General features: G+C 73.3%; 25 protein-coding genes. 8 read left to right on the top strand and 17 right to left on the bottom strand.

The window, feature by feature from the left end:
* Positions 1–38: 38 nt before the first annotated feature.
* From fxsT to OHA84_RS24085, 7 genes are all read right to left on the bottom strand, one after another.
* On the bottom strand, positions 39–3,041 hold the full coding sequence (fxsT, locus tag OHA84_RS24115; RefSeq protein WP_053676463.1) for an FxSxx-COOH system tetratricopeptide repeat protein: 3,003 nt from the start codon (positions 3,039–3,041) through the stop codon (positions 39–41).
* A gap of 63 nt (positions 3,042–3,104) precedes the next feature.
* The gene (locus OHA84_RS24110) at positions 3,105–4,370 is read right to left on the bottom strand and encodes an HEXXH motif domain-containing protein (RefSeq protein ID WP_266969818.1); all 1,266 of its coding nucleotides are present in this window, start codon (positions 4,368–4,370) and stop codon (positions 3,105–3,107) included.
* Positions 4,367–5,629, bottom strand: coding sequence for an FxsB family cyclophane-forming radical SAM/SPASM peptide maturase (locus OHA84_RS24105; RefSeq protein ID WP_266969820.1), 1,263 nt, complete (start codon positions 5,627–5,629; stop codon positions 4,367–4,369). The genes OHA84_RS24110 and OHA84_RS24105 overlap by 4 nt, the downstream gene beginning before the upstream one ends.
* A 129-nt stretch (positions 5,630–5,758) precedes the next feature.
* On the bottom strand, positions 5,759–5,899 hold the full coding sequence (fxsA, locus tag OHA84_RS24100; RefSeq protein WP_063839454.1) for an FxSxx-COOH cyclophane-containing RiPP peptide: 141 nt from the start codon (positions 5,897–5,899) through the stop codon (positions 5,759–5,761).
* A 163-nt stretch (positions 5,900–6,062) separates the two neighbouring features.
* Positions 6,063–9,233 carry an SAV_2336 N-terminal domain-related protein gene (locus OHA84_RS24095; protein ID WP_266969822.1) on the bottom strand — a complete coding sequence of 1,057 codons (3,171 nt, stop codon included), beginning with the start codon at positions 9,231–9,233 and terminating at the stop codon, positions 6,063–6,065.
* A gap of 5 nt (positions 9,234–9,238) precedes the next feature.
* Complete coding sequence (locus OHA84_RS24090) at positions 9,239–10,249, bottom strand: MoxR family ATPase (protein WP_266969824.1); 1,011 nt, start codon at positions 10,247–10,249, stop codon at positions 9,239–9,241.
* A gap of 127 nt (positions 10,250–10,376) precedes the next feature.
* Positions 10,377–12,482: a trypsin-like peptidase domain-containing protein gene (locus OHA84_RS24085; RefSeq protein WP_266969825.1), complete on the bottom strand. Its 2,106-nt coding sequence runs from the start codon at positions 12,480–12,482 to the stop codon at positions 10,377–10,379.
* 131 nt (positions 12,483–12,613) lie between these two features.
* Here OHA84_RS24085 and OHA84_RS24080 point away from each other — a divergent pair, with 131 nt between their 5' ends.
* The gene (locus OHA84_RS24080; protein ID WP_030190019.1) at positions 12,614–12,799 is read left to right on the top strand and encodes a DUF6104 family protein; all 186 of its coding nucleotides are present in this window, start codon (positions 12,614–12,616) and stop codon (positions 12,797–12,799) included.
* 111 nt (positions 12,800–12,910) lie between these two features.
* Here the strand turns inward: OHA84_RS24080 and sodN are convergent, their stop codons facing one another.
* Positions 12,911–13,306 carry a superoxide dismutase, Ni gene (gene sodN / locus OHA84_RS24075; RefSeq protein ID WP_030036761.1) on the bottom strand — a complete coding sequence of 132 codons (396 nt, stop codon included), beginning with the start codon at positions 13,304–13,306 and terminating at the stop codon, positions 12,911–12,913.
* 171 nt (positions 13,307–13,477) lie between these two features.
* Here sodN and sodX point away from each other — a divergent pair, with 171 nt between their 5' ends.
* Positions 13,478–13,906, top strand: coding sequence for a nickel-type superoxide dismutase maturation protease (gene sodX, locus OHA84_RS24070; RefSeq protein ID WP_078998553.1), 429 nt, complete (start codon positions 13,478–13,480; stop codon positions 13,904–13,906).
* Here sodX and OHA84_RS24065 read toward each other — a convergent pair.
* Positions 13,810–14,439 carry a CGNR zinc finger domain-containing protein gene (locus tag OHA84_RS24065; protein ID WP_266969827.1) on the bottom strand — a complete coding sequence of 210 codons (630 nt, stop codon included), beginning with the start codon at positions 14,437–14,439 and terminating at the stop codon, positions 13,810–13,812. The two genes, sodX and OHA84_RS24065, sit on opposite strands and share 97 nt — an antisense overlap.
* Before the next feature lie 82 nt (positions 14,440–14,521).
* On the opposite strand from OHA84_RS24065, the gene OHA84_RS24060 reads away from it, so the two are divergent.
* Positions 14,522–15,292, top strand: a complete 771-nt coding sequence (locus OHA84_RS24060) for a trans-aconitate 2-methyltransferase (protein WP_266969829.1) — start codon at positions 14,522–14,524, stop codon at positions 15,290–15,292.
* Positions 15,293–15,374: 82 nt separating this feature from the next.
* Here the strand turns inward: OHA84_RS24060 and OHA84_RS24055 are convergent, their stop codons facing one another.
* Genes OHA84_RS24055 through OHA84_RS24045 form a run of 3 tightly spaced genes read right to left on the bottom strand, consistent with a single transcriptional unit; the run spans position 15,375 to position 18,067 of the window.
* Positions 15,375–16,127, bottom strand: coding sequence for an amino acid ABC transporter ATP-binding protein (locus tag OHA84_RS24055; RefSeq protein WP_266973974.1), 753 nt, complete (start codon positions 16,125–16,127; stop codon positions 15,375–15,377).
* Between the two features lie 11 nt (positions 16,128–16,138).
* Positions 16,139–17,086 (bottom strand): amino acid ABC transporter permease, encoded by a 948-nt coding sequence (locus OHA84_RS24050; RefSeq protein WP_266969831.1) that lies wholly within the window; start codon positions 17,084–17,086, stop codon positions 16,139–16,141.
* Positions 17,087–17,116: 30 nt separating this feature from the next.
* Positions 17,117–18,067: an ABC transporter substrate-binding protein gene (locus tag OHA84_RS24045; protein WP_266969833.1), complete on the bottom strand. Its 951-nt coding sequence runs from the start codon at positions 18,065–18,067 to the stop codon at positions 17,117–17,119.
* Positions 18,068–18,593: 526 nt separating this feature from the next.
* Between OHA84_RS24045 and OHA84_RS24040 the strand changes: the two genes are divergently transcribed.
* From OHA84_RS24040 to OHA84_RS24025, 4 genes are all read left to right on the top strand, one after another.
* Positions 18,594–19,796: an NADP-dependent malic enzyme gene (locus tag OHA84_RS24040; RefSeq protein WP_053676453.1), complete on the top strand. Its 1,203-nt coding sequence runs from the start codon at positions 18,594–18,596 to the stop codon at positions 19,794–19,796.
* Positions 19,797–20,269: 473 nt separating this feature from the next.
* Complete coding sequence (locus tag OHA84_RS24035; protein WP_266969835.1) at positions 20,270–21,232, top strand: zinc-binding dehydrogenase; 963 nt, start codon at positions 20,270–20,272, stop codon at positions 21,230–21,232.
* Positions 21,233–21,310: 78 nt separating this feature from the next.
* On the top strand, positions 21,311–21,520 hold the full coding sequence (locus OHA84_RS24030; protein WP_053676451.1) for a hypothetical protein: 210 nt from the start codon (positions 21,311–21,313) through the stop codon (positions 21,518–21,520).
* Entirely contained in the window at positions 21,520–22,080 is a 561-nt protein-coding gene (locus OHA84_RS24025) for a Clp protease N-terminal domain-containing protein (protein WP_266969838.1), read from the top strand. The genes OHA84_RS24030 and OHA84_RS24025 overlap by 1 nt, the downstream gene beginning before the upstream one ends.
* Before the next feature lie 6 nt (positions 22,081–22,086).
* Here OHA84_RS24025 and OHA84_RS24020 read toward each other — a convergent pair whose 3' ends face one another.
* The 3 genes from OHA84_RS24020 to OHA84_RS24010 all read right to left on the bottom strand — a co-directional run bounded on the left by OHA84_RS24020 (position 22,087) and on the right by OHA84_RS24010 (position 25,134).
* Entirely contained in the window at positions 22,087–22,983 is an 897-nt protein-coding gene (locus tag OHA84_RS24020) for a PadR family transcriptional regulator (protein ID WP_053676449.1), read from the bottom strand.
* Between the two features lies 1 nt (position 22,984).
* On the bottom strand, positions 22,985–23,905 hold the full coding sequence (locus OHA84_RS24015; RefSeq protein ID WP_053676448.1) for a DUF4097 family beta strand repeat-containing protein: 921 nt from the start codon (positions 23,903–23,905) through the stop codon (positions 22,985–22,987).
* A gap of 296 nt (positions 23,906–24,201) precedes the next feature.
* A complete protein-coding gene (locus OHA84_RS24010; protein ID WP_053676447.1) occupies positions 24,202–25,134 on the bottom strand; it encodes a LysR family transcriptional regulator in 933 nt (310 codons plus the stop codon).
* A 207-nt stretch (positions 25,135–25,341) separates the two neighbouring features.
* Here OHA84_RS24010 and snpA point away from each other — a divergent pair, with 207 nt between their 5' ends.
* Complete coding sequence (snpA, locus tag OHA84_RS24005) at positions 25,342–26,001, top strand: snapalysin (protein WP_053676446.1); 660 nt, start codon at positions 25,342–25,344, stop codon at positions 25,999–26,001.
* Between the two features lie 21 nt (positions 26,002–26,022).
* Here snpA and OHA84_RS24000 read toward each other — a convergent pair whose 3' ends face one another.
* Together OHA84_RS24000 and OHA84_RS23995 are read right to left on the bottom strand one after the other, a co-directional pair.
* Positions 26,023–26,223, bottom strand: a complete 201-nt coding sequence (locus OHA84_RS24000) for a hypothetical protein (protein WP_053676445.1) — start codon at positions 26,221–26,223, stop codon at positions 26,023–26,025.
* Between the two features lie 50 nt (positions 26,224–26,273).
* Positions 26,274–26,861 carry a dihydrofolate reductase family protein gene (locus tag OHA84_RS23995; RefSeq protein ID WP_266969841.1) on the bottom strand — a complete coding sequence of 196 codons (588 nt, stop codon included), beginning with the start codon at positions 26,859–26,861 and terminating at the stop codon, positions 26,274–26,276.
* Between the last annotated feature and the right edge of the window lie 23 nt (positions 26,862–26,884).

Genomic DNA, 26,884 nt, shown 5'->3' with positions numbered 1-26,884 from the left:
CGGCCGCGACCGGGGGCCAGGTCCGCGCGGGCCACGGGCTACGGCTGGGGTTCGAAGTCCCAGTAGGGGCGGGTCTGTTGACGTGCGGAGACGGTGTGGACGTGCTGCGGCCCGAGCGTGCGCATCAGCGCCCGCAGCCCGGCGTCCTCGTGCTTGGAGGCCTCCACGTCCTCCCGGACGGCCCGCAGGTCGGCGGCGAGGGCGATCTCGGCGCTCAGGGTCATGGGGTGGTCGGGCCCCAGCACCTGCCCGGCGGCCCGCAGGGTCGCCCGGCTGAGGTCCACGGCGTCCTCCAGCCGTCCGGTGATGTTGCGGTGTCCGGTGGCGTTCAGGGCGCAGCCCAGCGTCCAGGGGTGCCGGTCGCCGAGCGCGCCCCGCATGCCGACGAGGGCCTGTTCGGCGAGGTTGAGGGCCTCCTCCCGTTCGCCCTGGGCGCGCAGGACCAGGCCGAGGTTGCCGACGGTGCCGATGCTGTACGGGTGGGCCAGGCCCAGTTGGGACTGGTAGCCGCGCACGACGTCCTCGGAGATCCGGCGGGCCTCGCCGACGTCCCCGTACTCGCGCAGGTAGGTGGCGTAGTCGGAGGCGACCATCAGGGTCCAGGGGAACTCGGCGCCGAACACCCGGGTCGAGCGTTCCAGGACGCCCCGCAGGCGGGCGCCGGCGCCGGGGATGTCGCCGGCGCGGCGCAGGCACATGCCGAGGTTGTGTTCGGCGCGCAGGGTCTGCGGGTGGTTGGGGCCGAGTACCTGGGCGTTGAGTTTGAGCCCTTGTTCCTGGCGGGCCTGCGCCTCGCGGTAGCGGCCCATGAGCCGCAGGCCCATGGCGCAGCCGATGCCGGAGGAGAGGGTGGCGATGTGCCGTACCCGCAGGACCCGTTCGCGGCGGCGCAGGGTGTCGAGGTCGATGTCGTACGCCTCCTGGTAGCGGCCGAGGAGGCGCAGGGCGACGGCGACGTTGTTCTGGGCGTTGAGGGTGGTGGAGTCGTCCTCGCCGAGCAGTTCGCGGTAGGTGGTGAAGGCGTGTTCCAGCAGCAGGCGGGCCTGTTCGAACTTGGCGGTGCCGAGCAGTACCCCCGCGTACGTGCTGGTCGCGCGCAGGGTCTCCAGGTCGCGGTCGCCGCGTTCCTCGACGAGCCGGTCCGCGACCGACTTGGCGAGGACCTCGGCCCGGCGGAAGTGGCCGAGCATGCGCAGGGCGCCGCCGTGGTGGTAGCTGAGTTCGCGGACCTGGTCGTGGTCCTCGCCGAGCATGGACCGCCAGGCGCCGTCGGTCTCCTCGGCGAGCCGCAGGCAGGTGCGGTACTCCCCGGCGAGGATCAGGTAGCGCAGGCAGTGCAGCAGGAAGTTCTGGATGCGGGGGTTCGTGCTGGTCAGGACGCCGGCGGTTTCCAGGTGCGGGATGAGTTCGGCGTACCGGGGCCAGAGCCGGGAGTCGGTGGGCCGGCCCGGGTCGGCTGCGGCGAGGACCTGGCGGACGGCGCGGGAGAGCTGCTCGGCCTCCTCCTCGCCGAGGTCGTCGCGGACGATGTTGTGGACCATGCGGTGCAGTTGGACGGTCTCCAGGCCGCCACCGCCCTCCTCGACGGACAGGTCGGAGTACTCCAGGCGGACGACGGAGAACTGCACGAGCTTGTTGAGGGCGGCGTTCCAGCGGATCTGGTCGTTGATCAGGCCGGCGAGGTGTTCGGGGACGTCGGCGGCGGGGAACTCGCGCAGCAGGCGCAGCGGGACCCGGCCGGGGGCGAAGAAGACGAACAGGCGCAGCAGGGCGAGGGCGTCGGGGAAGTTCTCCCGGACGTTGTTGAGCAGGATCGCGAGCGCCGTGGGGAAGGGCAGCGGGTAGTCGTCGGAGAGGGTGACGGCCTCGTGGGTGTCCAGTCGGCGCCGGAGCAGGGTGAGGTACTCGCCGACGCCGAGCGGTGAGTCCGCGAGCCAGCCCGCGGTCTGGTCGAGGGCCAGCGGGTAGTCCTCCAGGGCCTCCGCGAGCTGGTCGGCCTCGTCCCCGGAGAGCCGGCGGGCCCGCCGGCGGATGAAGGTGACGGACTCGGGCCGGGCGTAGAGCGGTACCTCGACGAGGCTGGTGTGCCGGGCGGCCCACTCGCGGTTGCGGGAGGTGATGATGACGTCGCCGGCGCCGGACGGCAGCAGGTCGATGAGGTCGTCGGGGTGGTCGCAGCCGTCGAAGACCAGCAGCCAGCGGTGGTAGGGGGTGCCGCGCCGCAGCGCCTCCAGCACGGCCCGGATCTGCTCGCCGTAACTGCCCGCGCCGCGCGGCAGGTCGAGGGCGGGGGCCAGGTCGGCGAGGCGTTCGCGCAGGGTGGGCCGGTCCTCGGCGGGGACCCACCACACCACGTCGTACTCGGAGGCGAAGCGGTAGGCGTACTCGGTGGCCACCTGGGTCTTGCCGACGCCGGAGAGCCCCAGCAGGGTGACGGTGGACGCGCCGGGCGGCGCCTCGGTGAGGGCGGCCCGCAGGGCGCCGATGACGTCGTTGCGGCCGGTGAAGCGGGGGTTGCGGCGCGGGACGCGGCCCCAGACCTCCGGGGGGTCGTTGGGGAAGCGGGGGCCGCGGCGGCCGCTCTCGGTGCCGATCCGGTCGGTGGGAAGCTCCAGTCGGCGCAGGACGCGGTACTCGGCCTCGTACGCGTCCAGGCCCCACAGGTCGGTCTTCTCCAGCGCGGCGACGGCGCTGGGCAGCGGGGAGTCGGTGAGGCAGACGGCCGCGAACCGGTCGGGGTGGGCGCCGGTGACGGTGCGCAGGGCCGCGTTCCACTCCTCGTCGGTGTGGGTGCCCGCGGAGAAGTAGCGCTCGCTGAGGACGACCAGGACCCGGCCGCCGGAGCGGGCCAGGTCCTCCAGGGCCTCGGTGAGGCCGGGGCTCGTCTGCGGGTCCCAGCGTTGCAGGGCCACGCGGTGGCCGTGCTCCTCCAGGCGGTGGGCGATCCACACGGCCCAGGGGCGGTTGAACCCCGCGAAGCTGATGACGAAGCGTTGCGGCTGCGGGGCTCCGTCGCGGTCGTGGCGCATACCGGTCGTCATGCGGCCGTCTCCCTGGAATCCGGGCGGTGGACGGGTTTGAAAGGTACCGCAGCGGACGGTCCGTCAGCCCTCGGCGAAGTCGGTGAGTTCGGGGTGGTCCTCGCACCAGGCGCGGCGTTCGCGCTCCAGTGCCCGGCGGGCCGTGGCGTACTGGTTGCCGGGCGGCGGCAGTTCGTCCATGGCGCGTTCGGCGGCGGCCATGCCGTCGGTGAACTCGCGCCCGGTGGGCGTGAGTCGGGGATGCCCGTGTAGCGCGGGCAGCACGGCGGCCACCTGGGCGCGGACCCGGGCGTGCCGGGCCCAGGCGCCCCGCGCCCCGTACAGGGCGGCGCGTTGCCAGTAGCCGGCCAGGGCCAGGTGGGCGTACGCGCCGTGCAGCAGCCCGTCCAGGGGGCGCGGGTCGCTGCGCCAGGGCGCCCAGTGGCAGGGGGTGCGGTCGGCGGTGTGCAGGGTCAGGACGTCCGCGAGGGCGGTCAGCTTCCCGTGCTGGACCTCGTGGACCAGGGTGGCGGCGAGGGCGGGCGGGGCCTGCGTCCGGGCGAGCACGGAGCCCGCGGCGGCGGGCAGGGTGGCGCCGCTGGAGCGGGAGCCGCCGGCCAGCGGGACGACGGAGCGCAGGAGGCGGCCCATCTCGTCGGCGCGGCCGGCGTCGTAGCGGCGCAGCAGGGTGAGCGCGCCGGACCACTGGGTGTCCCAGCGCTTGTGCCCCTTGGGGGTGAGCCGCCGGGCGGGCCGCACGGGGGCCGGGGGTCCCGAGGGCGCCCGGTACGGGTCGAGGTCGTCGAGGGCGGTCCGGCCGCCGGGCAGCCCGTGCAGGGGCACGGCGTCCACGGCGGTCTCCCAGGAGCGTTCGGTGACGGCGAGCGGGCCGGGGCGGTCGGGCCGCAGCAGGCCGAGGGTGGGCAGGACGAGCCGGCCGTGCACGGGGCGCAGGGTGGTCTTGAAGGTGATGCCGGAGCGCAGCGCGGCGGCGGCGGCGAGCGCCCCGAGGTGGCCCAGGTCGGGCGCGGGCCCGTGCGGGTCGTGGAGCCGGCGCAGGGTTTCCTCGGCCCAGACCCCGGTGGCGGGGTAGTGCAGTACGTCCCGTGCCGCGTCGGGGTCGTGCCGCTCGGCCTCCTCCAGCAGCGCCCAGTGGTCGGCGGTCTCGGCGCCGGGTGCGGCGTCGAGGACGGCGCGCAGCAGGAGCAGTCGCTTGGACCTGCGGACGTCGCGGACCAGGCGGGTTCCCTCGGCGGAGGGTTCGGTGGAGGCGAGGGCGCGCAGGGTGTGGGAGCTGACGGTGAACGGGGGTAGGCCGGCGCCCGCCGGGGGGTGGGGGTCCTCGCTCATGAGGCGGCCCGTCCCGCGGTGGCGGTGTGCAGCGCCCGGGCGATGTGCCGGATGAGGACCTGGAGGTCCGCGCAGTAGACGGACGGCCGGCGGAAGCCCTCGCCCGCCCGGTAGCGGTGCGGGTAGTGGCCGCCTCCGCACACCTCGACGAGTTCGCAGGCGCGGCAGCCCGGCGCGAGCGCGTCCCGTCCGAGCTGGCGGGCGGCGAACCCGGGATGGTCGAGGAGTTCGTCGAAGCTGTGGTGTTCGACGTGGAGTCCGGTGGCGGCGGCGCCCTCGTAGGCCGACTTCAGCGAGTCGGCCTGTTCGATGGCGCCGTCCGTCTCGATCACGGCGGTGGTCGCGGGGGCCAGCCCGAGGGTCTCGGTGGCCTCGGGCAGGCCGAGGAGCAGGGCGATGATCTCCTCGAAGATCCGGATGCGGGTCCGTCGCGCCCCGTCGTGCCACCAGCGCTCGAAGACGGCGAGCAGCCAGTCGGCGTACGGGGTGGTGTGCGGGGCGCTGCCCGGGGGCGGGTCGTTCCAGTTGGCCAGGGGCAGCAGCAGGCCGAGGGTGGGCGGCGCGAAGCCGAGCAGCGAGGAGTACACCTCCAGCGGGTCCTGCGTGACGTCGACGACGCACAGCACCCCGGCGTAGCTCTCCGGGTGCCGGGCGAGCAGCCGCAGCCCCCGGGCGGCGGCCCCGAAGCCGGGCCGTCCGGCGTGGTCCACCCGGCGGGCGTTGTGCGCGGGCAGTCCGCCGTCGAGGCTGACGCCGACGCGGATGCCGGCGGCGGCGAGCGCGGCGAGCCGGCCGCGGGTGAGCAGGGTGCCGTTGGTCTGCACGGTCGCGGTGACCCGTACGCGGGGGCCGGTGGCGGCCCGGACGGCCTCGACGGGGGCGGCCAGTTCGTCGGGCGCTCCGAGCAGCGGTTCGCCGCCGTGCAGGACGAGGTCGACGCGGGTCAGGTCGTGGGCTGCGGCGTGCTCGGCGATCCGTTCGGCGGCGTGGCGGGCGGTCGCGGGCGTCATCAGCGGGGGGCGGCCGCGCCAGCTCTGATCGGCCATCTCGTAGACGTAGCAGTAGGTGCAGGCGAGGTTGCAGCGGCTGTGCGTCTTGAGCACGAACTGGCGGATCGGGTGCGGTCGGTGGCCCGCCGCACGCAGGGCGGGCACGTCGAGCCGGGCGTAGGGCCAGGGCGCGTGGTGCGCGTGACCTGCGGGGAGGGCGCGGGTCGACCGTTGCGCGGGCACGACATCGCTCGTGATCGCTCGCCTCATCGCCTGCGCCTCCCTCCCCCGGCTACCGCCGGGGGACCCCCGGGACGGTCCATCCCTGCCCTTCGGACGGCCCGGACTAACGGCGGAAAGTGGTCAACTCCCTTGGTCGTCAGCCGTGGTGGGTTTGCGTCAGGTGATGCCCGAGTCGAAGGCGTTCAGGATCTCGGCGGGGTGGGTGACCCGCTCGACCATGCCCTTCATCACCTCGGCCAGCACCGGATGCTCGATCTCCCGCAACGCGGTCAGATCCAGCCCGGACAGGTCCGGCAACCGCCCGGGACACCTCCGGACACCGGTCGTCGCCTCCTGTCGTCCCGTCACCATCTCTCGTCCGCCCCCCTGTCGTGTCCCGGGCCGGACGCTCGCCGACCCTCTTCCCCGCGCCGCCCACCGGGGCCGGCCCGGACCGGTCGCACCGGCGTGCGGGACGCGGTCACAGCCCGGCCTCCAGTACACGGATGCGTGCCCGCAGGCGCTCGGTCCGCCGCTCGGCGTCCCCGCCCCCGAGTCCCTGCCACAGCTCCACCGCGGAGCGGTACGCGTCGAGTGCGGCGCGCGGCCGGGCCAGCCGCTCCAGCACCTCCCCCCGCAGCTCCTGTGCCCGCACCGCCAGCCGGAGCGCCGCCTCCCGGTCCGGCCCCGGCTGCGTCTCCGATGCCTCCCGCCAGGCCCGGCGGTAGGAGTCCGCCGCCCGGTCGAGCCGGTCGACGGCCCGGGTGTGCCCGTGGATCTCCCGCTGGACGTCACCGTGCTCGCGCCAGGCCCCGGCCCGCTCCAGCGGGCCGCGGCCGTGCCGGGCGGCCAGTTCCAGCAGGTACTCCGCCTCCCGCAGGTCCACCACGTCGCCCTCGTAGGCGTGCCGCAGCCGCAGGCCCGCCGCGAGGCGGCGCAGCCGGTGCCCGGCGCGGGGGTCGGACTGCGGCACGGCGGCCCGGCTCTCGCGCAGGACCCGCACGGCGGTCGACGCGAACCGGTGGGCTTCGGCGTCGGGCGCCCGTGCCCGGTCCAGGAGCGCGTCGCCCCACTCGGGCAGCAGTTCCCCGAAGGCGTCCCCGTCGCGGGGGATCAGCCGGCGGGCCCGTCCGTACGCCTCGGCCGCGTCCTCCAGCGCCCGCGGGTCCGCGTCCCGCGCGTACCGTGCCCGGTGCACGCGGGCCAGCCACACCAGCGCGGCCACCCGCGCTCCGGCCTCGCCGGTCTCGGTCAGCGCGGTGGCCAGTTCCCCGGCGGCCTCCTCCAGGCGTCCGGGCAGGTGGCTCAGGGCCGCGGCGCGCTCGACGCGTACCCGGGCGCGTGCCTCCGGTTCGGCCCGCGGGTCGGCGGTGAGGCGGGCGGCGGCCTCCTCGGCCAGCGCCGCGCGCTCCGTCGGGTCGGGGGTGTGGGGCAGCAGGGCCAGCAGGACCCGCCCGAGCTCCCGGGCCCGGCGCGCCTCGGCCTCCCCCGCGGCGGCGGGCTCGTCGGGGTCGGCGAGCGCCTCCAGCGCGGCCCGTGCCTCGCGCAGCGCCCCCGGGTCGTGGCGCAGTTCTCCGAGCCGGACCAGGGTGCGGGCCCGGCGCACGGCGCAGTCCAGGCGCAGCGCCCGGTCGGTCCCCGGCGCGGCGCCGGCGGCCGTGAACTCCCGGTCCGCCGCCTCCAGCAGCGCGCCGTCGGGGAGCCCGCCGTCGGGTGCGACCCCGGCGAGGGCCCGTTCGTAGAGCACCCGGCCGAGCAGGGCGCGGGACCGGGCGGCGGCCTGTCCCTCGACGGCCCGCTCGGCCTCCGCGAGCAGTTCCGGGTCCCGCTGGAGGGCCCACAACCGCAGGAGGGCCCCGGCCAGTTCGGCCTCGGCCTCGCCCGGCGGGTCGTCGGGCCCGGGCGGGGCGGCCACGGCCCGGCGCAGCAGGGTGACGGTCTCGTACAGTCCGCGCTGTCCGCCGTCGAGCGGCCGGGCCAGGGCGGTCCGCAGGGCCTGCTCCCGCGCGGCGACGGCGGGCGTCGCGGGCGGCGGCGGGGCCTCGGCCGGATCGGGCGGCGGCCCGGGCAGGTAGCGCCGTACGACCTTCGCCGACACCTGGGCGAAGGCCTGCGGGAGCCGGCCGGCGGGCATCCGCTCCTCGGCGGAGTCCACCGCCGCGCCGGTGAGCTGGGAGACGGCCAGCGCGGGGAAGTTGCGCACGCCCCGTCCGAAGTGGGCCAGGACGTACTCCGAGCAGTGCTTGAGGACCAGGGCGGCCTCGTCCCGCCCGAGCGGCCCCAGCAGCACGTCCCGCACGCCCGGCACGAACGTGTACCAGCCGCTGTCGGGCCCCCGCCGCAGCAGCCCGCTCAGCAGCACCTCGGCGAGGTCGGAGGGCTCCGAGTCGGGGAGCATCGTGCGCTGCACGAGCCGCATCACGGGCAGGGTGAGCGGCGCCGCGGCGAGGTAGACGGCGAGCTGTACGGCTCCGGGGGACGCCGACGAGCGGAAGCGGCTCACCAGTTCGCGCGGCGGTCGCGCGGCCCGGGGCGGCGGCGCGGGGGCCGCCGGATGGTCGGCGAGGACCCGCCCGACCTCGGCGGGCACGGGCCCGGTGCCGAGGCCGGCGACGAGCCGGGCCCAGGCGCCCAGGGCGTGGGCGTGGGGCGGCAGGACGGGCACGGTCAGCCCGCCGGTGGGGCGGCCGGGGCGGGGCGGCCGTTCCGGGCGGAACCGCAGCGTGCGCCCGCAGCCCTCGCTCCGGGAGAGTTCCCCGCGTTCGGTGGGCAGCCAGCTGCGGCCCCACAGCCGCTGGGGCAGCGGCTGTACGACGACGCAGGGGGCGCACTCGGCCCACCGGTACAGGAGCCGCTGCGCCTCGCCCTCGCGCCACACGGGGCCGGCGCAGTCGGAGACCACCATGGTCAGGGTCCGCCCGGTGGGGTCCCGCAGTTGTTCCCCGGACCGCAGCGCGCCTCCCGGCGAGGGGCCGCGTCCGATGAGCGCCGTCCCGTCGCCGAGCCGGTGCAGGTAGTGGACCTGTACGTCCCGGAAGGCGCCCAGGCGTTCACACACGGAGCGCAGTTCGTCGAACAGGTCCTGCCAGACCGCCATCGACGGGGAGGCGTCCATGACCAGCCGGACGGTGGCCTCGCGCCGGCTGTCGGACCGCAGCACGGGGATGACCAGCCCGAGCGCCCGGGCGCTGGCCTCCGCGGTGGCCGCCTCGTCGAGCACGGTACGGGTGGCCGGCGCGGCGGGCCGGCGCCGTTGCAGGGCGCGCAGGGCTCGCTGGACGTCCATGATCCGGGGCAGCGCGGTCGCGCCGGGCACCCGTACGGGCAGCCCCGCCGGGGCCTCGACCTCGACCTCGGCGCCGGGGAACCGGCGCCCCGCCGGATACAGCGTGACCGGGTCCTCGGGGTCGGTGTCCTCCCGCGCGGGCTCCGGCGTCCGGGGTGGTCGCGTCGAGTCGGCCCGTGCGGGTGTCCGTGAGCGGCGCACGCGCGCGGGCCGGGTGCCGGGCTCCCCCGGCGGTCCCGCGGTCCGCCCGGCGAGCCACAGGGCGTCGGCCAGTTCCTCGGCGGACGGGTCGAGCCCGGCGGCCCGCAACAGGGCGGCCAGTTCACGGATCGGCTCGGCGGGGGAAGTGGGGGAGGCGGGGGGCACGGGGGTCACCTCGGCCGGTCGAGGCGCTGGATGAGCAGGTCGGCGAGGTCCTCCCGGGTGGGCGGGGCCGCGTGGTGGGTGAGGTAGATGGCGTTGAGCAGTTGGTCGGCGGCCACGAGTTCGGTCTGGGAGCGGCTGAGGAACTCGCGGATCAGGTCGGCGCCCAGCCGGGCGGCCTCCTCTCCCAGGTGCGCGCGGACCATCGTGGCGAGCCGTTTCTCCCCGGGCTGTCCGAGCTTGAGCTGGATGCAGCGGCGCAGCAGGGCGGCGGGGAAGTCCCGTTCGCCGTTGCTGGTCAGGATGATGAAGGGGAAGGCCCGGCAGCGGATCCGGCCGTCCCGGACGGTCACCTTGGCGCCGTCGTCGGTGAGCACCCGCACCTCTGGTTCGGTGTCGGCGACGCGTTCCAGCTCGGGCAGCGTGAACTCGCCTTCCTCCAGCACGTTCAGCAGGTCGTTGGGCAGGTCGATGTCGCTCTTGTCGATCTCGTCGATGAGCAGGACGCGGGGGCGTTCCGTGGGCAGCAGCGCCGTCCCGAGCGGTCCGAGCCGGATGTACTTCCCGATCCCGGGCGAGCCGCCGGGGTTTCCGCCGCCGGCCGCGATCTGTACGTCCTGGAGCCTGGCGATGGCGTCGTAGCGGTACAGGCCGTCCTGGAGGACGGTGCGTGAGACCACGGGCCAGCGCAGGACGCGGCCGAGCCTCAGTTCGTGGGCGACGGCGTGCGCGAGGGTGGACTTGCCCGTTCCGGGGAAGCCGGTGACGAGCAGCGGCCGGCGCAGGTACAGCGCGGCGTTGACCGCCTCCAGTTCCTCGGGCTCGGGACGGTGCATCTCCGCCGCCTGTCGGTGGGCGCCGAGCCGGCGGGCCACGTTCGCGTCGGCCACCGCGCCGGGGCCGCCCGCCTCCAGGGCGGGCCCGCCGTCGAAGTCCCGCCAGGGGGGCGGGTCGGGGAGTGCGTCGATGCCGTCGTGGGGTTCACCGACGCCCCGGTAGATGAGCCATTCCTCGTTCACGTCCGCTCCTCCCGTGCAGTGCGCACCGTTCCCGTGCCGTCGGGGGACGTCTCCCGGCGCCGCCCCGGGTCCCCCGATCCCGCCCGCCACCGCGGCGGCGGACCGGGGCACCTCCGGGGAGGGCCCGTCACAGGTCCCCCTGGAGCGGTTCGTCCTGCGGCAGTGCCCGTCCCGGGTCCTCCCACACCAGCGTCATCCCGGCGGCCCAGTAGGCGTCGGGGTCCGCCCCGTGCGCCCGGCCCCGCAGGGCCTTCAACCGCAGCGGCAGCACCGCCGCCCGTCCGGCCCCGGCGAGTTCCTCGCGCAGCCCGCGGTGGAACGGCGCGCACGACTGCCCCGGGTCGGCCGGTGGCCGCCGGCACACCAGCACCCCGTACCCCGCGTCGCGCACCGCGTGCAGCGCCCCCAGGGTGGGCTCGGCGGCCGCGTCCCGGCACAGCACCGGGACGGTGTTGTCGACCAGGCCCGCCAACCAGGCCGGTGAGGGGCTGCGTTGACGGCCGCGGAAGCAGTCGGCGCGCCGCCCCTGGAGCGGGCCCTCCTGGACGCGCGCCCACCGTCCGCCCGGTCCCGCCGCGCCGGCGTCGCGCGGCGTCCCGTCGCCCGGGTACCGGAACACCACCGGCCGCTGGACGCCCACCGGGATCCCGCCCGCGACCGGCCATTCGTCGACCGCCAGCCCGAACAGCTCGGGGGCGACGGCCACTTCGAGCAGCGCGGTCGCCTCGTGCGTGTCGCACCGCCGGAACCCCTCGGCGAGCGCCGCCCGCGAGGCCGCCGCCAGGCGCGCCGGGCTCACCCGGGTGCCGGAGTCCAGCGGAGTGACCCGCTGCGGACCCGCGAGCACCGAGACCCGCCAGTCGTAGACCTCCTCCCAGCTGTGCGCCCACACCTCCAGGAGGACCGAGGGGCCCGCCGGCAGGCCGCCGGCCGCCCGCGTCCGACCCCGGACCGTCTGCCCGGCGCGGGCCCGGCGGCGCAGTTCCCGGTCCGCGAGGCCCCGGTCGCGGCGCTCGCCGAGTTCGCGCCGCAGGGGCCGCCACAGCCGCTCCGCGGTCGTGCGCACCCAGTCCCACAGTTCCTCGTCGGCGCCCGGGGAGGGCGGCTCGCGGTGGTCGGCGACGCTGACGTCGGTCGCGTACCGGAGCATCGCGGCGGCCTCCCCGCCGGCGCCCGGCGGATCGTGCAGCAGCCCGAGGCCGTCGCGCCAGCTGAGCGGGGCGGGCAGCCCGGTGTCGGGTTCCTCGCCGCGGGCGGCCTCGGCGAGCGCCCGGACCGCCTCCGAGGAGCCGGGGGGCGGCAGTTCGGCGAGGAGTCCGCACAGGGTGGTGCGCTCGGCGGGGGTGAGGCGGGTGAGCCGGCCCCGGCCGCCGTGGGGGTCCTGTTCCTCGCCCGGGAGTTCGTCGTGGACGTCGGTCCAGGTCCGGCGACTGTCGAGGTCGCTGAGGTGTTGGTCGTAGTGGTAGAGGTCGTGGGCCTGCATGACCCTGCGGTACAGGCCGATCTGCCCGGTGGCGGCCATGGGCAGGGTGCGCAGTTGGGCCACGGACACGGCGAGGCCGCCGCCGCCCGCGTGCCGCCGGGCCTTGATCACGCCGATGACCTCGCCGCGCGCCAGGTCCACGACGGGGCCGCCGGACATGCCGGGTTCGATCTCGTCCTCGTCGCCGAGCCGGATCGCCGCGCCGCCCGCGGCGGTGCCGCGCAGTCGGGTCGTGCGGCCGGTGATCTCGCGCATCCCGAGGTCCTCGGTGCAGCCGAAGTACGCGGCCTCGTCGATGCGGGGTCGGGCCCGGTCGGTCAGCCACACGCAGGCGTGCGAGACGGGGGCGAGGACCCGGATCAGGGCCAGGTCCGGCAGGTCCCACAGGGCGCCTCGGCCGGGGCGGCGTTCCTCCAGTCGTTCCGGGAGCACGCATTCGACCCGCCCGGCGACCGTTCCGGTGACCGCGCCGGCGCCCGGGAGGCCTCCGGCGCCGCCGGAGAAGAAGGAGATGCCGACCTCGCGTCCGACCAGGCGCACCGCAGCACCCCCTTCGCCGATCACGTGCGCGCACGTCAGGACCCAGCCGGGGGCGATGAAGAAGCCGCTCCCCCATGTGGGACCGGACCAGTGGCTGCCGGGGAGTGCATACCCGTCCGGGGGCGCGTGCACGCGTACGGTGGCGGCCCGGACGAGGGGCTCCAGGAGCTCGAAGGCGCGCGCGGCGCCGCCCGTGCGCCCGTCCTGCATCCCCCGCCCCCTCAGGTCGTGACCATCCAGGCTAGCGGCGGCCCGGGGAGGGCGGGAGCCCTGGCCGCGAGCCGGGATTATCCTGGCGGGAAACACCCCACGCACACCTTCATCACGGCACGGAGCCCGACTTGTACTTCACCGATCGCGGCATCGAGGAGCTGGAGAAGCGGCGCGGCGAGGAGGAGGTCACTTTCGAGTGGCTCGCCGAGCAGCTCCGCACCTTCGTCGACCTGAACCCGGACTTCGAGGTCCCGGTGGAGCGGCTGGCCACCTGGCTGGCGCGTCTCGACGACGAGGACGAGGACGAGGAATAGCAGGTGCCGGGCGGTCCCCCGCGGACTTCCCGACGTCCCTCGCGGCACCCATGACGAAGGGGCCCGACCGGAAACGGTCGGGCCCCTTCGTCATGGGGACGCGGGCCTGGATCAGGCGGCCTTGGTCTCCCAGAAGATGCGGTCGATCTCGGCGATCAGGTCGAGCGCCTTCTGACCGGTCGCCGGGTCGTTCGACGCCTTGGCGGCCGAGAGGGCCTTCAGGGTGTCGTTGACCAGCGTGTGGAGCTGGGGGTACTTCTCGAAGTGCGGCGGCTTGAAGTAGTCGCTCCACAGCACCGAGACGTGGTGCTTGGCCAGCTCGGCGCGCTGCTCCTTGATGGTGATCGCGCGGGCGCGGAAGTCCGCGTCGTCGTTGGCCTGGTACTTCTCCTGGACGGCCTTGACCGACTCGGCCTCGATACGGGCCTGGGCCGGGTCGTACACGCCGCAGGGCAGGTCACAGTGGGCGGAGACCTTCGCCTTGGGGGCGAAGAGGCGGGAAAGCATGGAGTTTGTCCTCCTCGTGATCGTCTTCTCAAGGGGGAGATTACTCGCTGGCCGACCGGAATTCGCGGGCGCCCCTGCGGGCTTAGGACAAAAGTCCAGCGTCGCGGCGCCCGCGGTGAGCGAATGTACGGACCCATGCGGCAGCATGCGGAGGGGACGAGGAGGTCGCTCATGGTGGAGGACAAGCGCGCCTGGAAGCGCTTGGGCGTGGTGGACGTGTACGGGCCGTCGATGGTCCCGACGCTGGTCCACGGGGATCAGGTGGTCGTCCGGTACGGGGCGCCCGTGCGTCCGGGGAACGTGGTCGTCCTGCGGCACCCGTTCCAGCAGGACCTGCTGGTGGTCAAGCGCGCGGTAGAGCGGCGGTCGGGTGGCTGGTGGGTGCTCGGGGACAACCCGTTCAACGAGACCGGCGACAGCACCGACTACGGGACGGTGCCCGCGGAGCTGGTGCTGGCGACGGCGTTGGCGCGGTGGCGGCCCCGGCCGTCGGGGCCGGAGGGTCAGCGTTCGCTGAGGACCTGGCTGTCCTGGGCGGTCTCGGCGGTGCGTCCGCTGCGTGCGGACTCGTCCGCCTCAAGGCGCTTGCGGGCCCGGTAGGCGGCCACGTTCGCGCGGGTGGCGCAGCGGTCGGAGCAGTAGCGACGGGACCGGTTGGTGGAGGTGTCGAGGTAGGCGTTGCGACAGGGCGCCGCCTGACACAGGCCCAGGCGCTCCGGGCCGTGCGCGGTGAGGTGGAAGGCCAGCCCGAAGGAGGCCATGGCGGCGTAGCCGGCAGAGGCGTTCGAGGGGTGTTCGGCGAGGTGGATGTGCCAGTCGGGGCGGCCGTCGTCGTCGAGGGTCTCGTGGCCGGAGACCTGGGGGCTGACGGGGAACTCCATGAGCAGGGAGTTCAGCAGGTCGACGGCGAGCACGTGGTCGCCGCCGTCGGCGGCCTCGAAGACGGAGCGCAGCCGGCCGCGGACGTTGCGGAAGCGGGTGACGTCGGTGTCGGTGACCCGACGGGCCATCTGGGTGCTGGCCCCGAAGAGCGCGCGGACGGCGTCCACCGAGGTGAGCGAGTCCTTGTTGCGGGCCGGCTCCTCGGTGTTGACCAGGCGCACGGCATAGTCCGAGTAATGGGCCAGTTCCACTTGTAGTCCTTACGGCTGCGGATTAGGGTCTGCGGTAACAGCTACTACACGTTCGAGGGTATTACGCATGGAGGGGTTCGGGATGACCGAAGCGTCGAATCCGGTGACCGTCGGGGACTGGCAGGCCTGGCAGGCCTGCTGGGACCGGCAGCAGGAGTGGTACATGCCCGACCGCGAGGAGCGGTTCCGGGTGATGCTGGACATGGTCGAGGCACTGGTGGGACCCGCTCCCCGGGTTCTGGATCTCGCGTGCGGTACGGGAAGTATCACGGACCGCGTGCTCAAGAGGTTCCCGGAGGCCCGCAGTACGGGCGTGGACCTGGACCCGGCCCTGCTGACGATCGCCCGCGGCCACTTCGAGGGCGACCCCCGGGTCACCTTCGTGACCGCGGACCTCAAGGACCCCGACTGGACCGCGGCGCTGCCGCACGACACGTACGACGCGGTACTGACCGCCACCGCCCTGCACTGGCTGCACAGCCCGCGGCTCACGGTGCTCTACGGGCAGATCGCCCCGCTCGTGCGCGAGGGCGGGGTCTTCATGAACGCCGACCACATGCCCGATCCCACCACCCCGCGGCTCAACGCCGCCGACCGCGCCCAACGGCACGCCGGCATGGACCGGGCCCGGGCCGCCGGCGCCGTCGACTGGGCCGGCTGGTGGGCGCTGGCAGCGGCCGACCCGCTGCTCGCCGAGCCGACGAAGCGCCGCTACGAGATATTCGGCGAGCACGCCGACGGCGACACCCCGGACGACGCCTGGCACGCCCGCACCCTGCGCGAGGCCGGTTTCGCGGAGGCCCGCACGGTCTGGCGCTCCCCCTCGGACGCGCTGGTCCTCGGCCTGAAGTAGGTCCCGCGCCCGGGCGGCCGGTCCGGGAACGACGGGAGGGGCGGTACGGAAATCCGTACCGCCCCTCCCGTGCGTCGATCGGTCACAGCACCTTGGACAGGAACGCCTTCGTCCGGTCGTGCTGCGGGTTGCCCAGGACCTCGCGCGGGTGGCCGGACTCGACCACCACGCCGCCGTCCATGAAGACGAGGTTGTCGCCGACCTCGCGGGCGAAGCCCATCTCGTGGGTGACCACGATCATGGTCATGCCGGACTCGGCGAGGTCGCGCATGACGTCGAGGACGTCACCGACCAGCTCCGGGTCGAGCGCGGAGGTGGGCTCGTCGAAGAGCATCAGCTTCGGCTCCATGGCCAGCGCGCGGGCGATGGCCACGCGCTGCTGCTGACCGCCGGAGAGCTGGGTGGGGTAGTTCCCGCCCTTGTCGCCGAGGCCGACGCGGTCGAGGAGCTTGACGGCGCGCGCCCGCGCCACCGCCCGGCTCTCGCCCTTGACCATGACCGGGGCTTCCATGACGTTCTCGACGGCCGTCATGTGGGGGAACAGGTTGAAGCGCTGGAAGACCATGCCGATGTCCCGGCGCTGGGCCGCGACCTCGCTGTCCTTCAGCTCGTAGAGCTTGCCCGCCTTCTCGCGGTACCCGACGAGCTGCCCGTCGACCGAGAGCCGGCCGGCGTTGATGCGCTCCAGGTGGTTGATGCACCGCAGGAAGGTGGACTTGCCGGAGCCGGACGGGCCGACCAGGCAGAAGACCTCACGGGGGGCGACCTCCAGGTCGATGCCCCGGAGGATGTGGGCGGGGCCGTACGACTTGTGGACGGCCTCGGCCTTGACCATCGGCTGGGCGGTCACTTAGCCACCTCCGTACGGCGGAACATGTTCAGGTTGGCCTTGATCCGCTGCAGCGGGGTGGGCGGCAGGGACCGCAGCGAGCCGCGGGCGTAGCGACGCTCCAGGTAGTACTGGCCGACGCTGAAGACGCTGGTGAGCGCCAGGTACCAGATGGAGGCCACGAAGTACATCTCGATGATGGCACCCGCGGTGGAGCCGATGTTGCTGGTGGCCCGCAGGAGCTCGGTGTACTGCACCGCCGAGACCAGCGACGAGGTCTTCAGCATGTTGATGAACTCGTTGCCCGTCGGCGGGATGATCACCCGCATCGCCTGGGGCAGCACCACGCGGCGCATGGTCTGCACCTGCGTCATGCCCAGGGCGTGCGAGGCCTCGCTCTGGCCCTCGTCCACGGACTGGATGCCGGCGCGCACGATCTCCGCCATGTAGGCGCCCTCGTTCAGGCCGAGGCCCAGGAGGGCGACCAGGAACGGGGTCATGACGTCGACGGTCTCGTTCTTGTAGATCGGACCGAGGTCGATGTACTGGAAGATCAGCGGCAGGCTGAACCACACCAGCAGCTGGACGTAGACCGGGGTGCCGCGGAAGAACCAGATGTAGAGCCAGGCGACGGCGCTGGTCACCGGGTTGTTCGAGAGCCGCATCACCGCGAAGAGGATGCCGAGCACCAGGCCCAGCAGCATCGAGGTGACGCTGATGAGGATGGTGTTGCCGAGGCCGGTGATGACCGTGGGGTCGAACAGCTTGTCGCCGACGGTGCCCCAGTTGACGTTGCCGTTGGCGAAAGCGAGAACCAGCCAGCCCAGCACCGCGACGACGACCACGGCACTGATCCAGCGTCCGTAGTGACGGACGGGAATTGCCTTGATGGCCTCGTACGGGGTGGCCGAGGGGCCGGGTCCGGCCGGGGTTGCGGCCGGACCCTTGTCGATCTTGTCAGTCACAATGACTGCCCTTCAGTGGAGCGCCCGGAATTACTGACCTGCGTTGATGGTCGCGGACTTGACGGCGCTGTCCTTGACGTCCCACTTCTCAAGGACCTTGGCGTAGGAGCCGTCCTTGATGATGGCGTCGAGGGCCTGCTTGAGGGCGTCACGCAGCTGCGTGTTCTCCTTCGCCACACCGATGCCGAAGAGGCCGACGTCGCTCTGCTGGCCGGTGACCTCGAAGTCGTTGCCGCCACCCGAGGTCTTCGCGGTGTACGCGGCGACCGGGTAGTCGTTCAGGTCGGCCACGGCGCCGCCGGCCTTGACGCGGGTCTGCGCCTCGGCGTCGGTGTCGAAGGCCTCGATGGTGAGCTTCTTGTCCCCGCACTTCTCGGCCTGCGCCTTGAAGGTGTCCTCGTAGATCGTGCCGCGCTGGACGGCGACGGTCTTGCCACACAGGTCGTCGAGGGACTTGATGCCCTGCGGGTTGCCCTTCTTGACGATCAGCGAGACGCCGGACGAGAAGTAGTCGACGAAGTCGACGCCCTTGCCGATCTTGGCGCCCTTGTCGTCCAGACCTTCCTGGCGCTTCTTGTTGTCCGTGATGGACGACATGATCGCGTCCTGGCGGCCGGTGTAGACCGAGGTCATCAGGCCGTCGAAGGTGCCGGCGGTGAACTGGAACTTCACTCCGAGCTGCTTGCCGAGGGCCTCGGCGATGTCGGGGTCGACACCGACGATCTTGTTGCCCTCGGTGAACTCCATCGGCGCGTAGGCGGCGTCCGTGCCGACCTTGATGACACCGGCGTCCTGGATCTTCTTCGGCAGTGCCGAGAAGAGCGGGGCGCTGTTGGTCTTGCCCGAGGGAGTGGAGCTGCCGCCATTGTCGGTCTGGTCGCCACAACCGGTGAGGATGAGGGCGCCGGCGACCGCGATCGCACCGGCCGCGGCGATCCGGGACCGGGCGGCGGTCGTACGACGGGTGGTGCTTGCGGTCATGAGCTGGTTCCTCCGGCAGTGGGGAAAAAAGCATCCGAGAACGGTCGGGGCACGCACCATCGAGTGTCGCGACGTTGTGTGATTACGGCATCTTGCCATTCGGACTGAGACATTCAGGGTGCCCGTCAGGTCAAAATCGGATAACGGGCGACCCGGGGTGCCCAACAGGACTGCGGGGAACGGGCTTCGCGGCGGGATTATGCGCTGTGACCAGGGCTTTTCTCCGCAGTATTTGCGGTGCGTCTCGCCCATTGGACAGCAAGGTTTGGACTTTTCGCCAAAACGCGGACAAGCGGCCTACGATCGAGCGGGAATCGACTCGTCTGAGCGAGCGTTCTTCGGGTAGAACAGATCCTTACACCCCTCATCCGGGGCTCAGGGCGCGCGTGCGGCGCGCCCGCGCGTACGAACCTCCCTCTTCGCGGAGACGGGCCAACCGTCGATGCGGAGCACGGACGCGGTGCCCGCCCACCCCTTAACCAGGAGTGGCCACCCTCAACGATTAAAGACTTAAGGGGTCAAGAAAGTGGCAGCGGAGATCGTCAATCCTCGCAGCGACAGCGTGACGGACAACAACCCCGATGCGGTGTTCGCGCTGCACCGGGGCGGCAAGATGGCCGTGCAGGCCACCGTGCCGGTCCGCGACAAGGACGACCTGTCCCTCGCGTACACGCCCGGTGTGGCGAAGGTCTGCAGCGCCATCGCGGAGAACCCGGAACTCGTCAACGAGTACACCTGGAAGTCCAACGTGGTCGCCGTCGTCACGGACGGCACGGCCGTTCTCGGCCTCGGGGACATCGGTCCCGAGGCCTCCCTCCCCGTGATGGAGGGCAAGGCGATCCTGTTCAAGCAGTTCGGCGGTGTCGACGCGGTCCCGATCGCGCTCGCCACCAAGGACACGGACGAGATCATCGAGACGGTCATCCGTCTCGCGCCCTCCTTCGGCGGGGTCAACCTGGAGGACATCTCCGCGCCCCGCTGCTTCGAGATCGAGCGTCGGCTCCAGGAAGCCCTGGACATCCCGATCTTCCACGACGACCAGCACGGCACGGCCATCGTGACGCTGGCCGCCATGCGCAACGCGGCGAAGCTCACCGGTCGCACCCTCGGCGACCTGCGTGCGGTCATCTCCGGCGCGGGCGCGGCGGGCATCGCCATCGCCAAGATCCTCGTGGACGCGGGCATCGGCGACGTGTGCGTCACCGACCGCAAGGGCGTCGTCTCCGCGGACCGCTCCGACCTGACGGACGTCAAGGCGGAGATCGCGGGCCTGACCAACAAGACGGGCCGGACCGGCTCCCTGGAGAGCGCCCTCGCGGGCGCGGACGTCTTCATCGGCGTCTCCGGCGGCACCGTCCCCGAGGCGGCGGTGGCCACGATGGCGAAGGACTGCTTCGTCTTCGCCATGGCCAACCCGAACCCGGAGGTCCACCCGGACGTCGCGCACAAGTACGCGGCGGTCGTGGCGACCGGTCGTTCGGACTTCCCGAACCAGATCAACAACGTGCTGGCCTTCCCGGGCATCTTCGCGGGCGCCCTCAAGGTGCGCGCGACCCGGATCACCGAGGGCATGAAGATCGCCGCCGCCGACGCCATCGCCGGCGTCGTGGGTGACGAGCTCGCGGCCGACTACGTCATCCCGTCTCCGTTCGACGCGCGCGTCGCCGAGGCCGTCACGGCCGCGGTCGCCGCGGCGGCGAAGGCCGACGGCGTGGCCCGTCTGGTCTGACCGTCACGGTCCGTTCGTGACACTGAGCTGTACGGGTGAAGGCCCGGTCGGATCCACTCCGGCCGGGCCTTCCTCGCGTCCGGGCCCCGGCATCGGGGGGCCGGCCCGGCGGACGTGCCCGAGCGTGAAGGGCCGGCGTCCGCGCCGAGAACGCACCCTCCCGGCCCCCGAACCGGGAGGGGTCGCTCCGTCCGTCGCCCGGTCGAGCCGGGCGGTCATGAGGGGTCACCGTCGGGCGAGAGCGCCGGACGGGACCACGGGCGGAAAATGACAGGCTCATGGCGAGCATCACCGCACGGCCAGAATGTTACCCCCGATCCCGACTTGATCCCGACGTTCCGATTGGGCGCCCTCGCCGCACAAACCAACTGGTACGGCGGGTACTTGGGGATGGATCGGCCATTCCGCTCAACTCCCCCGCCGACCTGACGCCTCTGGTCAGGCCCGGCTACCGAGCGGTAGCGTCTGGCGGCATGTTCGCTGCCTACGCCGCCCGAATCGACCGAGACCAGCCGCTGAGCGGCCTTGAGCTGGGCGACCGCCCCGCCCCCGAGGCCCGCCCCGGCTGGGTGACCGTGAACGTCAAGGCCGCCTCGCTCAACCACCACGACCTGTGGTCGCTGCGCGGAGTCGGCCTCGGCGAGGAAAAACTGCCCATGATCCTCGGCTGCGACGCCGCCGGGATCGACCAGGACGGCAACGAGGTCGTCCTGCACTCCGTGATCGGCCAGAGCGGCCACGGGGTCGGCCCCGACGAGCCGCGCTCGATCCTGACCGAGCGCTACCAGGGCACCTTCGCCGAGCGCGTGACCGTCCCCGCCTGGAACGTCCTGCGCAAGCCCGCCGAGCTGTCCTTCGAGGAGGCCGCCTGCCTCCCCACCGCCTGGCTGACGGCGTACCGGATGCTGTTCACCAACGCCGGCGTGCGGCCCGGGGACTCCGTCCTGGTCCAGGGCGCGGGCGGCGGGGTCGCCACCGCCGCCATCGCCCTGGGCAAGGCGGCGGGCCTGCGCGTCTTCGCCACCAGTCGGGACGAGGCCAAGCGCGAGCGGGCGGTGGAACTGGGCGCGGTGGACGCGTTCGAGCCGGGGGCCCGACTGCCGCAGCGGGTGGACGCGGTGATCGAGACGGTCGGCGCCGCCACCTGGTCGCACTCGATCAAGTCCCTGCGGCCCGGCGGAACCCTGGTCATCTCCGGCGCGACGAGCGGCGACCGCCCGGCGCACGCGGAACTGACCCGCATCTTCTTCCTGGAGCTGAAGGTGGTCGGCTCGACCATGGGCTCGAAGGACGAGCTGGAAGACCTGCTGTCCTTCTGTGCGGCCACGGGCCTGCGACCGGTCATCGACGAGGTGCTGCCGCTGGACCGGGCGCGCGAGGGCTTCGAGAAGCTCGCGTCCGGAGACCTCTTCGGCAAGGTGGTCCTGACGGTCTGACGGCCCGCTCCCCCGCCCCGCACCCCGCACGTCAACCGGGGTTGACACCCTCCCGTGCGTCAACCTACATTGACATGCATGACCGAAGCGACCGATCTCGCCGAACGGGCCGGCGACCGTGACCCGCGCGTGGGCCTGCGTGCCGTGGCCGCCCTCCGAAGGCTGCTGGAGCAGCTGGAGGCCGTACAGGTACGCAGTGCCCGCGCGCAGGGATGGTCCTGGCAGGAGATCGCGGCCGAGCTGGGAGTCACCCGGCAGGCCGTGCACAAGAAGCACGGGAGGCTTTGATGTTCGAACGCTTCACGACCGAGGCACGCACCACGGTGACGGGCGCGGTGGCCGAGGCCCGACGGGCCGGGGCCGGCGCCGTCACCGAGGAACACCTGCTGCTCGCCCTGCTCGCGCAGGGCGCGCTAAATCCGCTCGGCGTGGACCGGGCGGCGGTGACCGCGGGCCTCGCCGAGGCCCGCCGCCGGGGCGGCATGACCCGCGCCGACGAAGAGGCGCTGGCGGGTCTCGGGATCGACCTCACCGAGATCGTCACCCGGATCGAGGAGACCCACGGCGAGGGCGCCCTGTCGGGCGCGGCGCCCCGCAGGCGGGGCCTGGGCGCCTCGCTCCGCTCGGCCCTGGGCCGCCCGGAGTCGGACAACCGGCACGTCCCCTTCACCCAGGGCGCGAAGAAGACCCTGGAGCAGTCCCTCCGGATCGCGCTGGGGCGGGGGGACCGGCACATCGGCACCCTGCACCTGCTGCTGGCCCTGCTCTCCCGTCCGGGCACGGTCGCCGAGGTCCTCGCGGACCACGGCGTCACCCTCGCCGGCGCCGAACGGGGTCTGGCGGCCTGACGACGGCTACGCCGGGTCCGGACGGAGTTCCGCCGTGACCCGGGTCGCCGCGACGGCCAGGTGCGCGCGGGCCTCGGCCAACTGGGCCGGGCTCACCCCGTGGTCGCGGGCCGCGTCGCGGATCTCGTCGCGGAAGCGGTCCAACAGCCGGTCCAGGTCGCGGATCGGGTCCGCGCTCGGGGTCAGGTCCTCGGCCCAGGTGGAGCCCACGTCCGAGGCCGCGGTCGACGCGCCGGGAGCGGAGGCGGGGGCGCCCCCGCCGAGCCAGGCCCCGGCCAGGCCGCCCAGGACCCCGCTCGACTTCGCGAACTGCTCCTGGAGCTGGCTCGCGATGCGCTGGACCTCCTCGCGGGCCCGCTCCTGGGCCTCCTTGGCCTGACGGCGGGCCTGGTGGGCCTCCTCTCGGGCCCGGCGGCTCTCGTCCTTCGCCCGCCGCGCCTGCTCCTTCCACTCCGCCTTCGCCTTGCGGAGCTCCTCCTTGGCGGCCTTCCAGCCCTCGTCCTCGACCCGGGTCGTCGTGGCGGAGGCGGCGGCCGCGCGCATCTCGCGCCGCAGGTCACCCGCCGCGCCCCGGACGTCGTCGCGCATCTCGGCGGCCAGTTCGGAGACCGAGTCGCGGATCTCCAGCTCCAGGTCGGCCAGTTCCCCGCCGCGGTCGGCGAGTTCGGCGCGACCGGCCTCGGTGATGGAGTACACCTTGCGCCCGCCCTCCGTGGCGTACGTGACGAGCCCCTCGGCCTCCAGCTTCGCCAGCCGCGGGTACACGGTGCCCGCGGAGGGCGCGTACAGCCCCTGGAAGCGCTCCTCCAGCAGGCGGATCACCTCGTACCCGTGCCGCGGGGCCTCGTCCAGCAGCTTGAGGAGGTAGAGGCGGAGTCGGCCGTGGGCGAAGACGGGCGGCATGTCAGAGCACCTTCTTGTCGAGCGCGAGGGGGGCGACGGTGTCGCCGGTGTCGCCGGCCGGGCGACGCAGCAGCGCGATGGCGCCGGAGACGGTGGTGGCCCGCAGGGTGCCGGTGCCGGCTCCGAGCGTGCCGGTGATCCGCTTGGCCCCGAACTGGCCGGAGACCCGCAGGTCCTCGAAGGCGTTGGAGACGCCTCCGGTGGCGGTGTTGGCCTCGACCCGCGCGTCGGCCGGGTGCGGCAGGCGGATCGCCACCTGGCCCGAGACCGAGTTGAGGGAGATGTCCACCGGACTCGGCGCGATCGGGTCCAGGGCCAGGTCGATGAGCATGTCGCCGCTGACGGAGTCGGCCCGGACGTTGCCGCCCGCGCCGTCGACCACCGTCAGGCCGCCGGAGACCGAGTGGAAGCCGAGCCCACCGGTGACGGACTGGGCCTCGACGGCGCCGGAGACGGTGTTCACCTTGACCTTGCCGGAGAGGCCGACCAGGGTCGTGTCGCCGGAGACGCCGTTGACGTCGATGTCGGCGCTGATGCCGGAGACGAAGGCGGTGGCGCTGACGGCGGCCAGCTGCACGGAGGTGGAGGCGGGCACCGTGAGGGTGACCGTGACGGAGCGCTCCCAGGCCTTGCGGCCGTCGCCACCGGACCACGACTTCCAGGGCTTGCTCTCGAACCACTCCTTGATGCCCTGGGAACCGTTCCAGGGGAGGTCCTCGTAGGAGAGGGTGAGCACGCCGGCCTCGTGCACGACGTGCAGCGGCGGGCCGTCGACCTCGGCGATCTCCAGGCGGGCGGGCCCCTCGTCGGAGGCGACGACGTTCACGGTCCCGCCGACGACACGGACGCGGAGTTCGGTCACCGGCTGCTCGAAGGTGAGCTTCTGGGGTTCGGCGACGGACCACGTCATCTGCTCTGCCATGGTGCTGATCCTCCTCGTGCGTTCACGGACCGGACTCGACGCACGCAACATATCGCGTCTTGTGAGTAACACGATATATCGCGGTTGAGGGAAGTCAAGCGCCTCCCTGAAATCCCCATTTTGCGATGATCTGCCCCGTTTTTCGGGCATGTGGAACCGCCGCGTGCGGCGGACGCGGCGCGCGGACAGGGCGGAGCACGCCCGGACAACGGAGGCGGAGGCCGGAGACCGGGGCCGCCGCCCCGGCCCGGTACGACCGGAGGCGGGGGCCGGGGCCCGGGGGCGATCCCCTGCCCCTAGGCGGCCAGGAGGGGACTCGCGTGGTGGTGGAGCCAGGCCCGGTACGGCGGGGTGCGCAGGGCGGCTTCGCGGTAGGCCGCGCGGAGGTCCTCGTACACCTCGGCGTGCGCACCCGGCAGGGTGGCCAGGAGCAGCCGTACCGCCAGCGGGTCCCCCGACAGCGGCCGGATGGCCATGTCGTCCCGGGGACCGGAGGTCGGCTGGCAGGGGGCGACGGCCTCGCCGGAGACGATCAGCGAGGTCGCGGTGTGGTAGTCGGCGTGCAGCACGGGCGGGTCGAGCCCGGCCCCGGCGAAGACCCGCCGCAGACCGTCCCATTCGCCGTCCACGGACGGGTCGACGGTCCAGCGGTCGGCGGCCAGGTCACGTAATTCCACCACCGGCCGGCGCGCGGCGGGATGGTCCCGGGACATGGACACGAACTGCGGTTCGCGTTCCATCAGCACGTGCAGTTCCAGGCCGGGCGGCACCCGCAGCGGACTGCCCTCGACCTCGTGGACGAACGCCACGTCGAGCTGCCCCGACGCCACCATCCGCAGCAGCGCGTTGGCCGACACGTCGACCACCAGAGAGGTCTCGGTCTCGGGCGAGCGCCGGTGCAGGCGGCGCAGCCAACCCGGCAGCGCCCGGCTGGCGGTCGAGCCGATCCGCAGCCGCGGCCCGTGGGCGGCGGCGCGCGCCTCGGCCACCAGGGCGGCCATCTCGGCGAGCAACGGTCTCGCCCGACCGAGCACGGTACGGCCGAATGGCGTGGGACGACATCCGGTCCGTTCGCGCAGGAACAGTTCCCCTTCCAGGGCCCGTTCGATACGGCGCAGTTGGGTCGTCAGCGAGGGCTGGCTCACGCCGAGTTGCCGCGCCGCCTTGTGCAGGCTGCCGGCGTCCGCGATGGCACACAGTGCGCGCAGGTGCCTCACCTCGAGCTCCATGACCCGAGAGTAGGGCGGGCGCACGGCGCCGCACCAGTCGCTGATAGCCCCCCGAATCCCGCCATTCTCACGCTAGTTGACCTACCGAAAACTTCCCGATAGCCCGGCGTTATCGATGGCTGACATCATCCGCCGGCCCCTTCCGCTCCCGCAGACTCCGGTACCGAACGACCCACCCCCCACACCGGATGAGTAGGAGCCCCCCACATGCGCCACTCCCGTAAGTCCCTCCTGGCCGGCGGCATCGGCCTCGGCCTGGCCGCCGCCCTGGCCTCGGTCGCCCCCGCCGCGAGCGCCGCCCCGGCGCCCGTCGGCAATGCCGCGAGCTACGCCGCGTACGAGCGTTCGGCGGAGAACGACGCCGCGACGAAGGCCTTCTTCCAGGCCGTGCGGGCTTCGGTGGCCGAGCAGCGCGCCGCGAACCCGGGCGCCCTCGCGGTGACCGTCACGTACAACACCCGCAGCGCGCCGAGCTTCCGCAGCCAGATATCCCGCTCCACCCAGATCTGGAACAGCTCGGTGAGCAACGTCAGACTGCAGGAGGTGTCCTCCGGCGGGAACTTCTCGTACCGCGAGGGCAACGACTCGCGCGGTTCGTACGCGAGCACCGACGGGCACGGCCGGGGCTACATCTTCCTGGACTACCGGCAGAACCAGCAGTACGACTCCACCCGCGTGACCGCGCACGAGACCGGCCACGTGCTGGGTCTTCCGGACCACTACTCCGGGCCGTGCAGCGAGCTGATGTCGGGCGGCGGGCCGGGCACCTCGTGCACCAACCCCAACCCGAACTCCGCCGAGCGCTCGCGCGTCAACCAGCTCTGGGCCAACGGCCTCGTCGCCTCCGGCCTCGGCACCAAGGGCTAGGTCACACCGCTTCCGCCAGGCCTAGACCTCCCTGGGGACGTACGTGGAGCAGTCCGGGTTCTTGCATGAGCCCGGGCCCCACTGCGGCACGAAGATCCCGAGGGACTTGCGCCGTCGGACCACCGTGTCCACGGAACGCCCGCAGGCCGGGCACGACTGCTGCTCGTGCCCGGCCTGCGGGGCCACCGTCTCGTGCGTGCGCTGCTGCTCTCGACCGGCCATACCTCCACGGTAGGCCGGTTTCGCGCGTTCGGCGGGGCGACGGCGGCGGGTCAGCGCCTGCGGGCGTAGGTGGTGACCACCTGGCCGCCGGTGAAGGACCGGACGTCGGTCAGTTCCAGTTCCCGCAGCGCGAATCCCGCGCGGGACATGGGGATGCCGGAGCCCACGAAGACCGGGTACGTCTTGACGACGAACTCGTCGATCTCCTCGACCAGCTGCCCGGCCAGGTCGGCGCCACCGCAGAGGTAGATGCCCAGACCCGGTCGCGCCTTCAATTCCCGCACGCGCGCCGCCACGTCCCCGCTGATGATCTCGACGGCCGGGTCGGGAGACTCGGTGAGCGAGCGGGAGGCGACGTACTGGTCGAGGTGGGCGTACGGGCTGGTGATCCCGACGTCGTACGCCGGGTCGTAGGTGCCGCGGCCCATCACGATCGCGTCGAAGCGCCGCGGCGCGCCGGGGTCGAGGCCGAGGCCGAGCGCCGCCTGGACGTGCGTCGGCACGGTCTCGGGGAACTCGGCGAACATGGCGCCGGAGTACTCGGGATCCAGCCACTTGTTGAAGAAGTCACCGTCACCGTCCGGATCGGCGATGAAGCCGTCGACGGAGGTGGCGAGGTAGTACGTGAGCTTGCGCAAGCGATTCTCTTTCGCCGGGGGAT

This window comes from Streptomyces sp. NBC_00513 (assembly GCF_041431415.1).
Taxonomy (GTDB): Bacteria; Actinomycetota; Actinomycetes; order Streptomycetales; family Streptomycetaceae; genus Streptomyces.
This window is presented reverse-complemented; position numbering and strand designations above follow the sequence as displayed.

What these genes read in the sequence shown, in the direction of transcription:
- sodN (WP_030036761.1), bottom strand. Translation starts at nt 13,306, where the DNA reads ATGCTTTCCCGCCTCTTCGCCCCCAAGGCGAAGGTCTCCGCCCACTGT.
- OHA84_RS24045 (WP_266969833.1), bottom strand. Translation starts at nt 18,067, where the DNA reads ATGACCGCAAGCACCACCCGTCGTACGACCGCCGCCCGGTCCCGGATC.
- OHA84_RS24055 (WP_266973974.1), bottom strand. Translation starts at nt 16,127, where the DNA reads ATGGTCAAGGCCGAGGCCGTCCACAAGTCGTACGGCCCCGCCCACATC.
- OHA84_RS24025 (WP_266969838.1), top strand. Translation starts at nt 21,520, where the DNA reads ATGTTCGAACGCTTCACGACCGAGGCACGCACCACGGTGACGGGCGCG.
- OHA84_RS24035 (WP_266969835.1), top strand. Translation starts at nt 20,270, where the DNA reads ATGTTCGCTGCCTACGCCGCCCGAATCGACCGAGACCAGCCGCTGAGC.
- OHA84_RS24030 (WP_053676451.1), top strand. Translation starts at nt 21,311, where the DNA reads ATGACCGAAGCGACCGATCTCGCCGAACGGGCCGGCGACCGTGACCCG.
- OHA84_RS24010 (WP_053676447.1), bottom strand. Translation starts at nt 25,134, where the DNA reads ATGGAGCTCGAGGTGAGGCACCTGCGCGCACTGTGTGCCATCGCGGAC.
- OHA84_RS24060 (WP_266969829.1), top strand. Translation starts at nt 14,522, where the DNA reads ATGACCGAAGCGTCGAATCCGGTGACCGTCGGGGACTGGCAGGCCTGG.
- snpA (WP_053676446.1), top strand. Translation starts at nt 25,342, where the DNA reads ATGCGCCACTCCCGTAAGTCCCTCCTGGCCGGCGGCATCGGCCTCGGC.
- OHA84_RS24105 (WP_266969820.1), bottom strand. Translation starts at nt 5,629, where the DNA reads ATGAGGCGAGCGATCACGAGCGATGTCGTGCCCGCGCAACGGTCGACC.
- OHA84_RS24015 (WP_053676448.1), bottom strand. Translation starts at nt 23,905, where the DNA reads ATGGCAGAGCAGATGACGTGGTCCGTCGCCGAACCCCAGAAGCTCACC.
- OHA84_RS24085 (WP_266969825.1), bottom strand. Translation starts at nt 12,482, where the DNA reads ATGCAGGACGGGCGCACGGGCGGCGCCGCGCGCGCCTTCGAGCTCCTG.
- OHA84_RS24000 (WP_053676445.1), bottom strand. Translation starts at nt 26,223, where the DNA reads ATGGCCGGTCGAGAGCAGCAGCGCACGCACGAGACGGTGGCCCCGCAG.
- sodX (WP_078998553.1), top strand. Translation starts at nt 13,478, where the DNA reads ATGGTGGAGGACAAGCGCGCCTGGAAGCGCTTGGGCGTGGTGGACGTG.
- fxsT (WP_053676463.1), bottom strand. Translation starts at nt 3,041, where the DNA reads ATGACGACCGGTATGCGCCACGACCGCGACGGAGCCCCGCAGCCGCAA.
- OHA84_RS24110 (WP_266969818.1), bottom strand. Translation starts at nt 4,370, where the DNA reads ATGAGCGAGGACCCCCACCCCCCGGCGGGCGCCGGCCTACCCCCGTTC.
- OHA84_RS24020 (WP_053676449.1), bottom strand. Translation starts at nt 22,983, where the DNA reads ATGCCGCCCGTCTTCGCCCACGGCCGACTCCGCCTCTACCTCCTCAAG.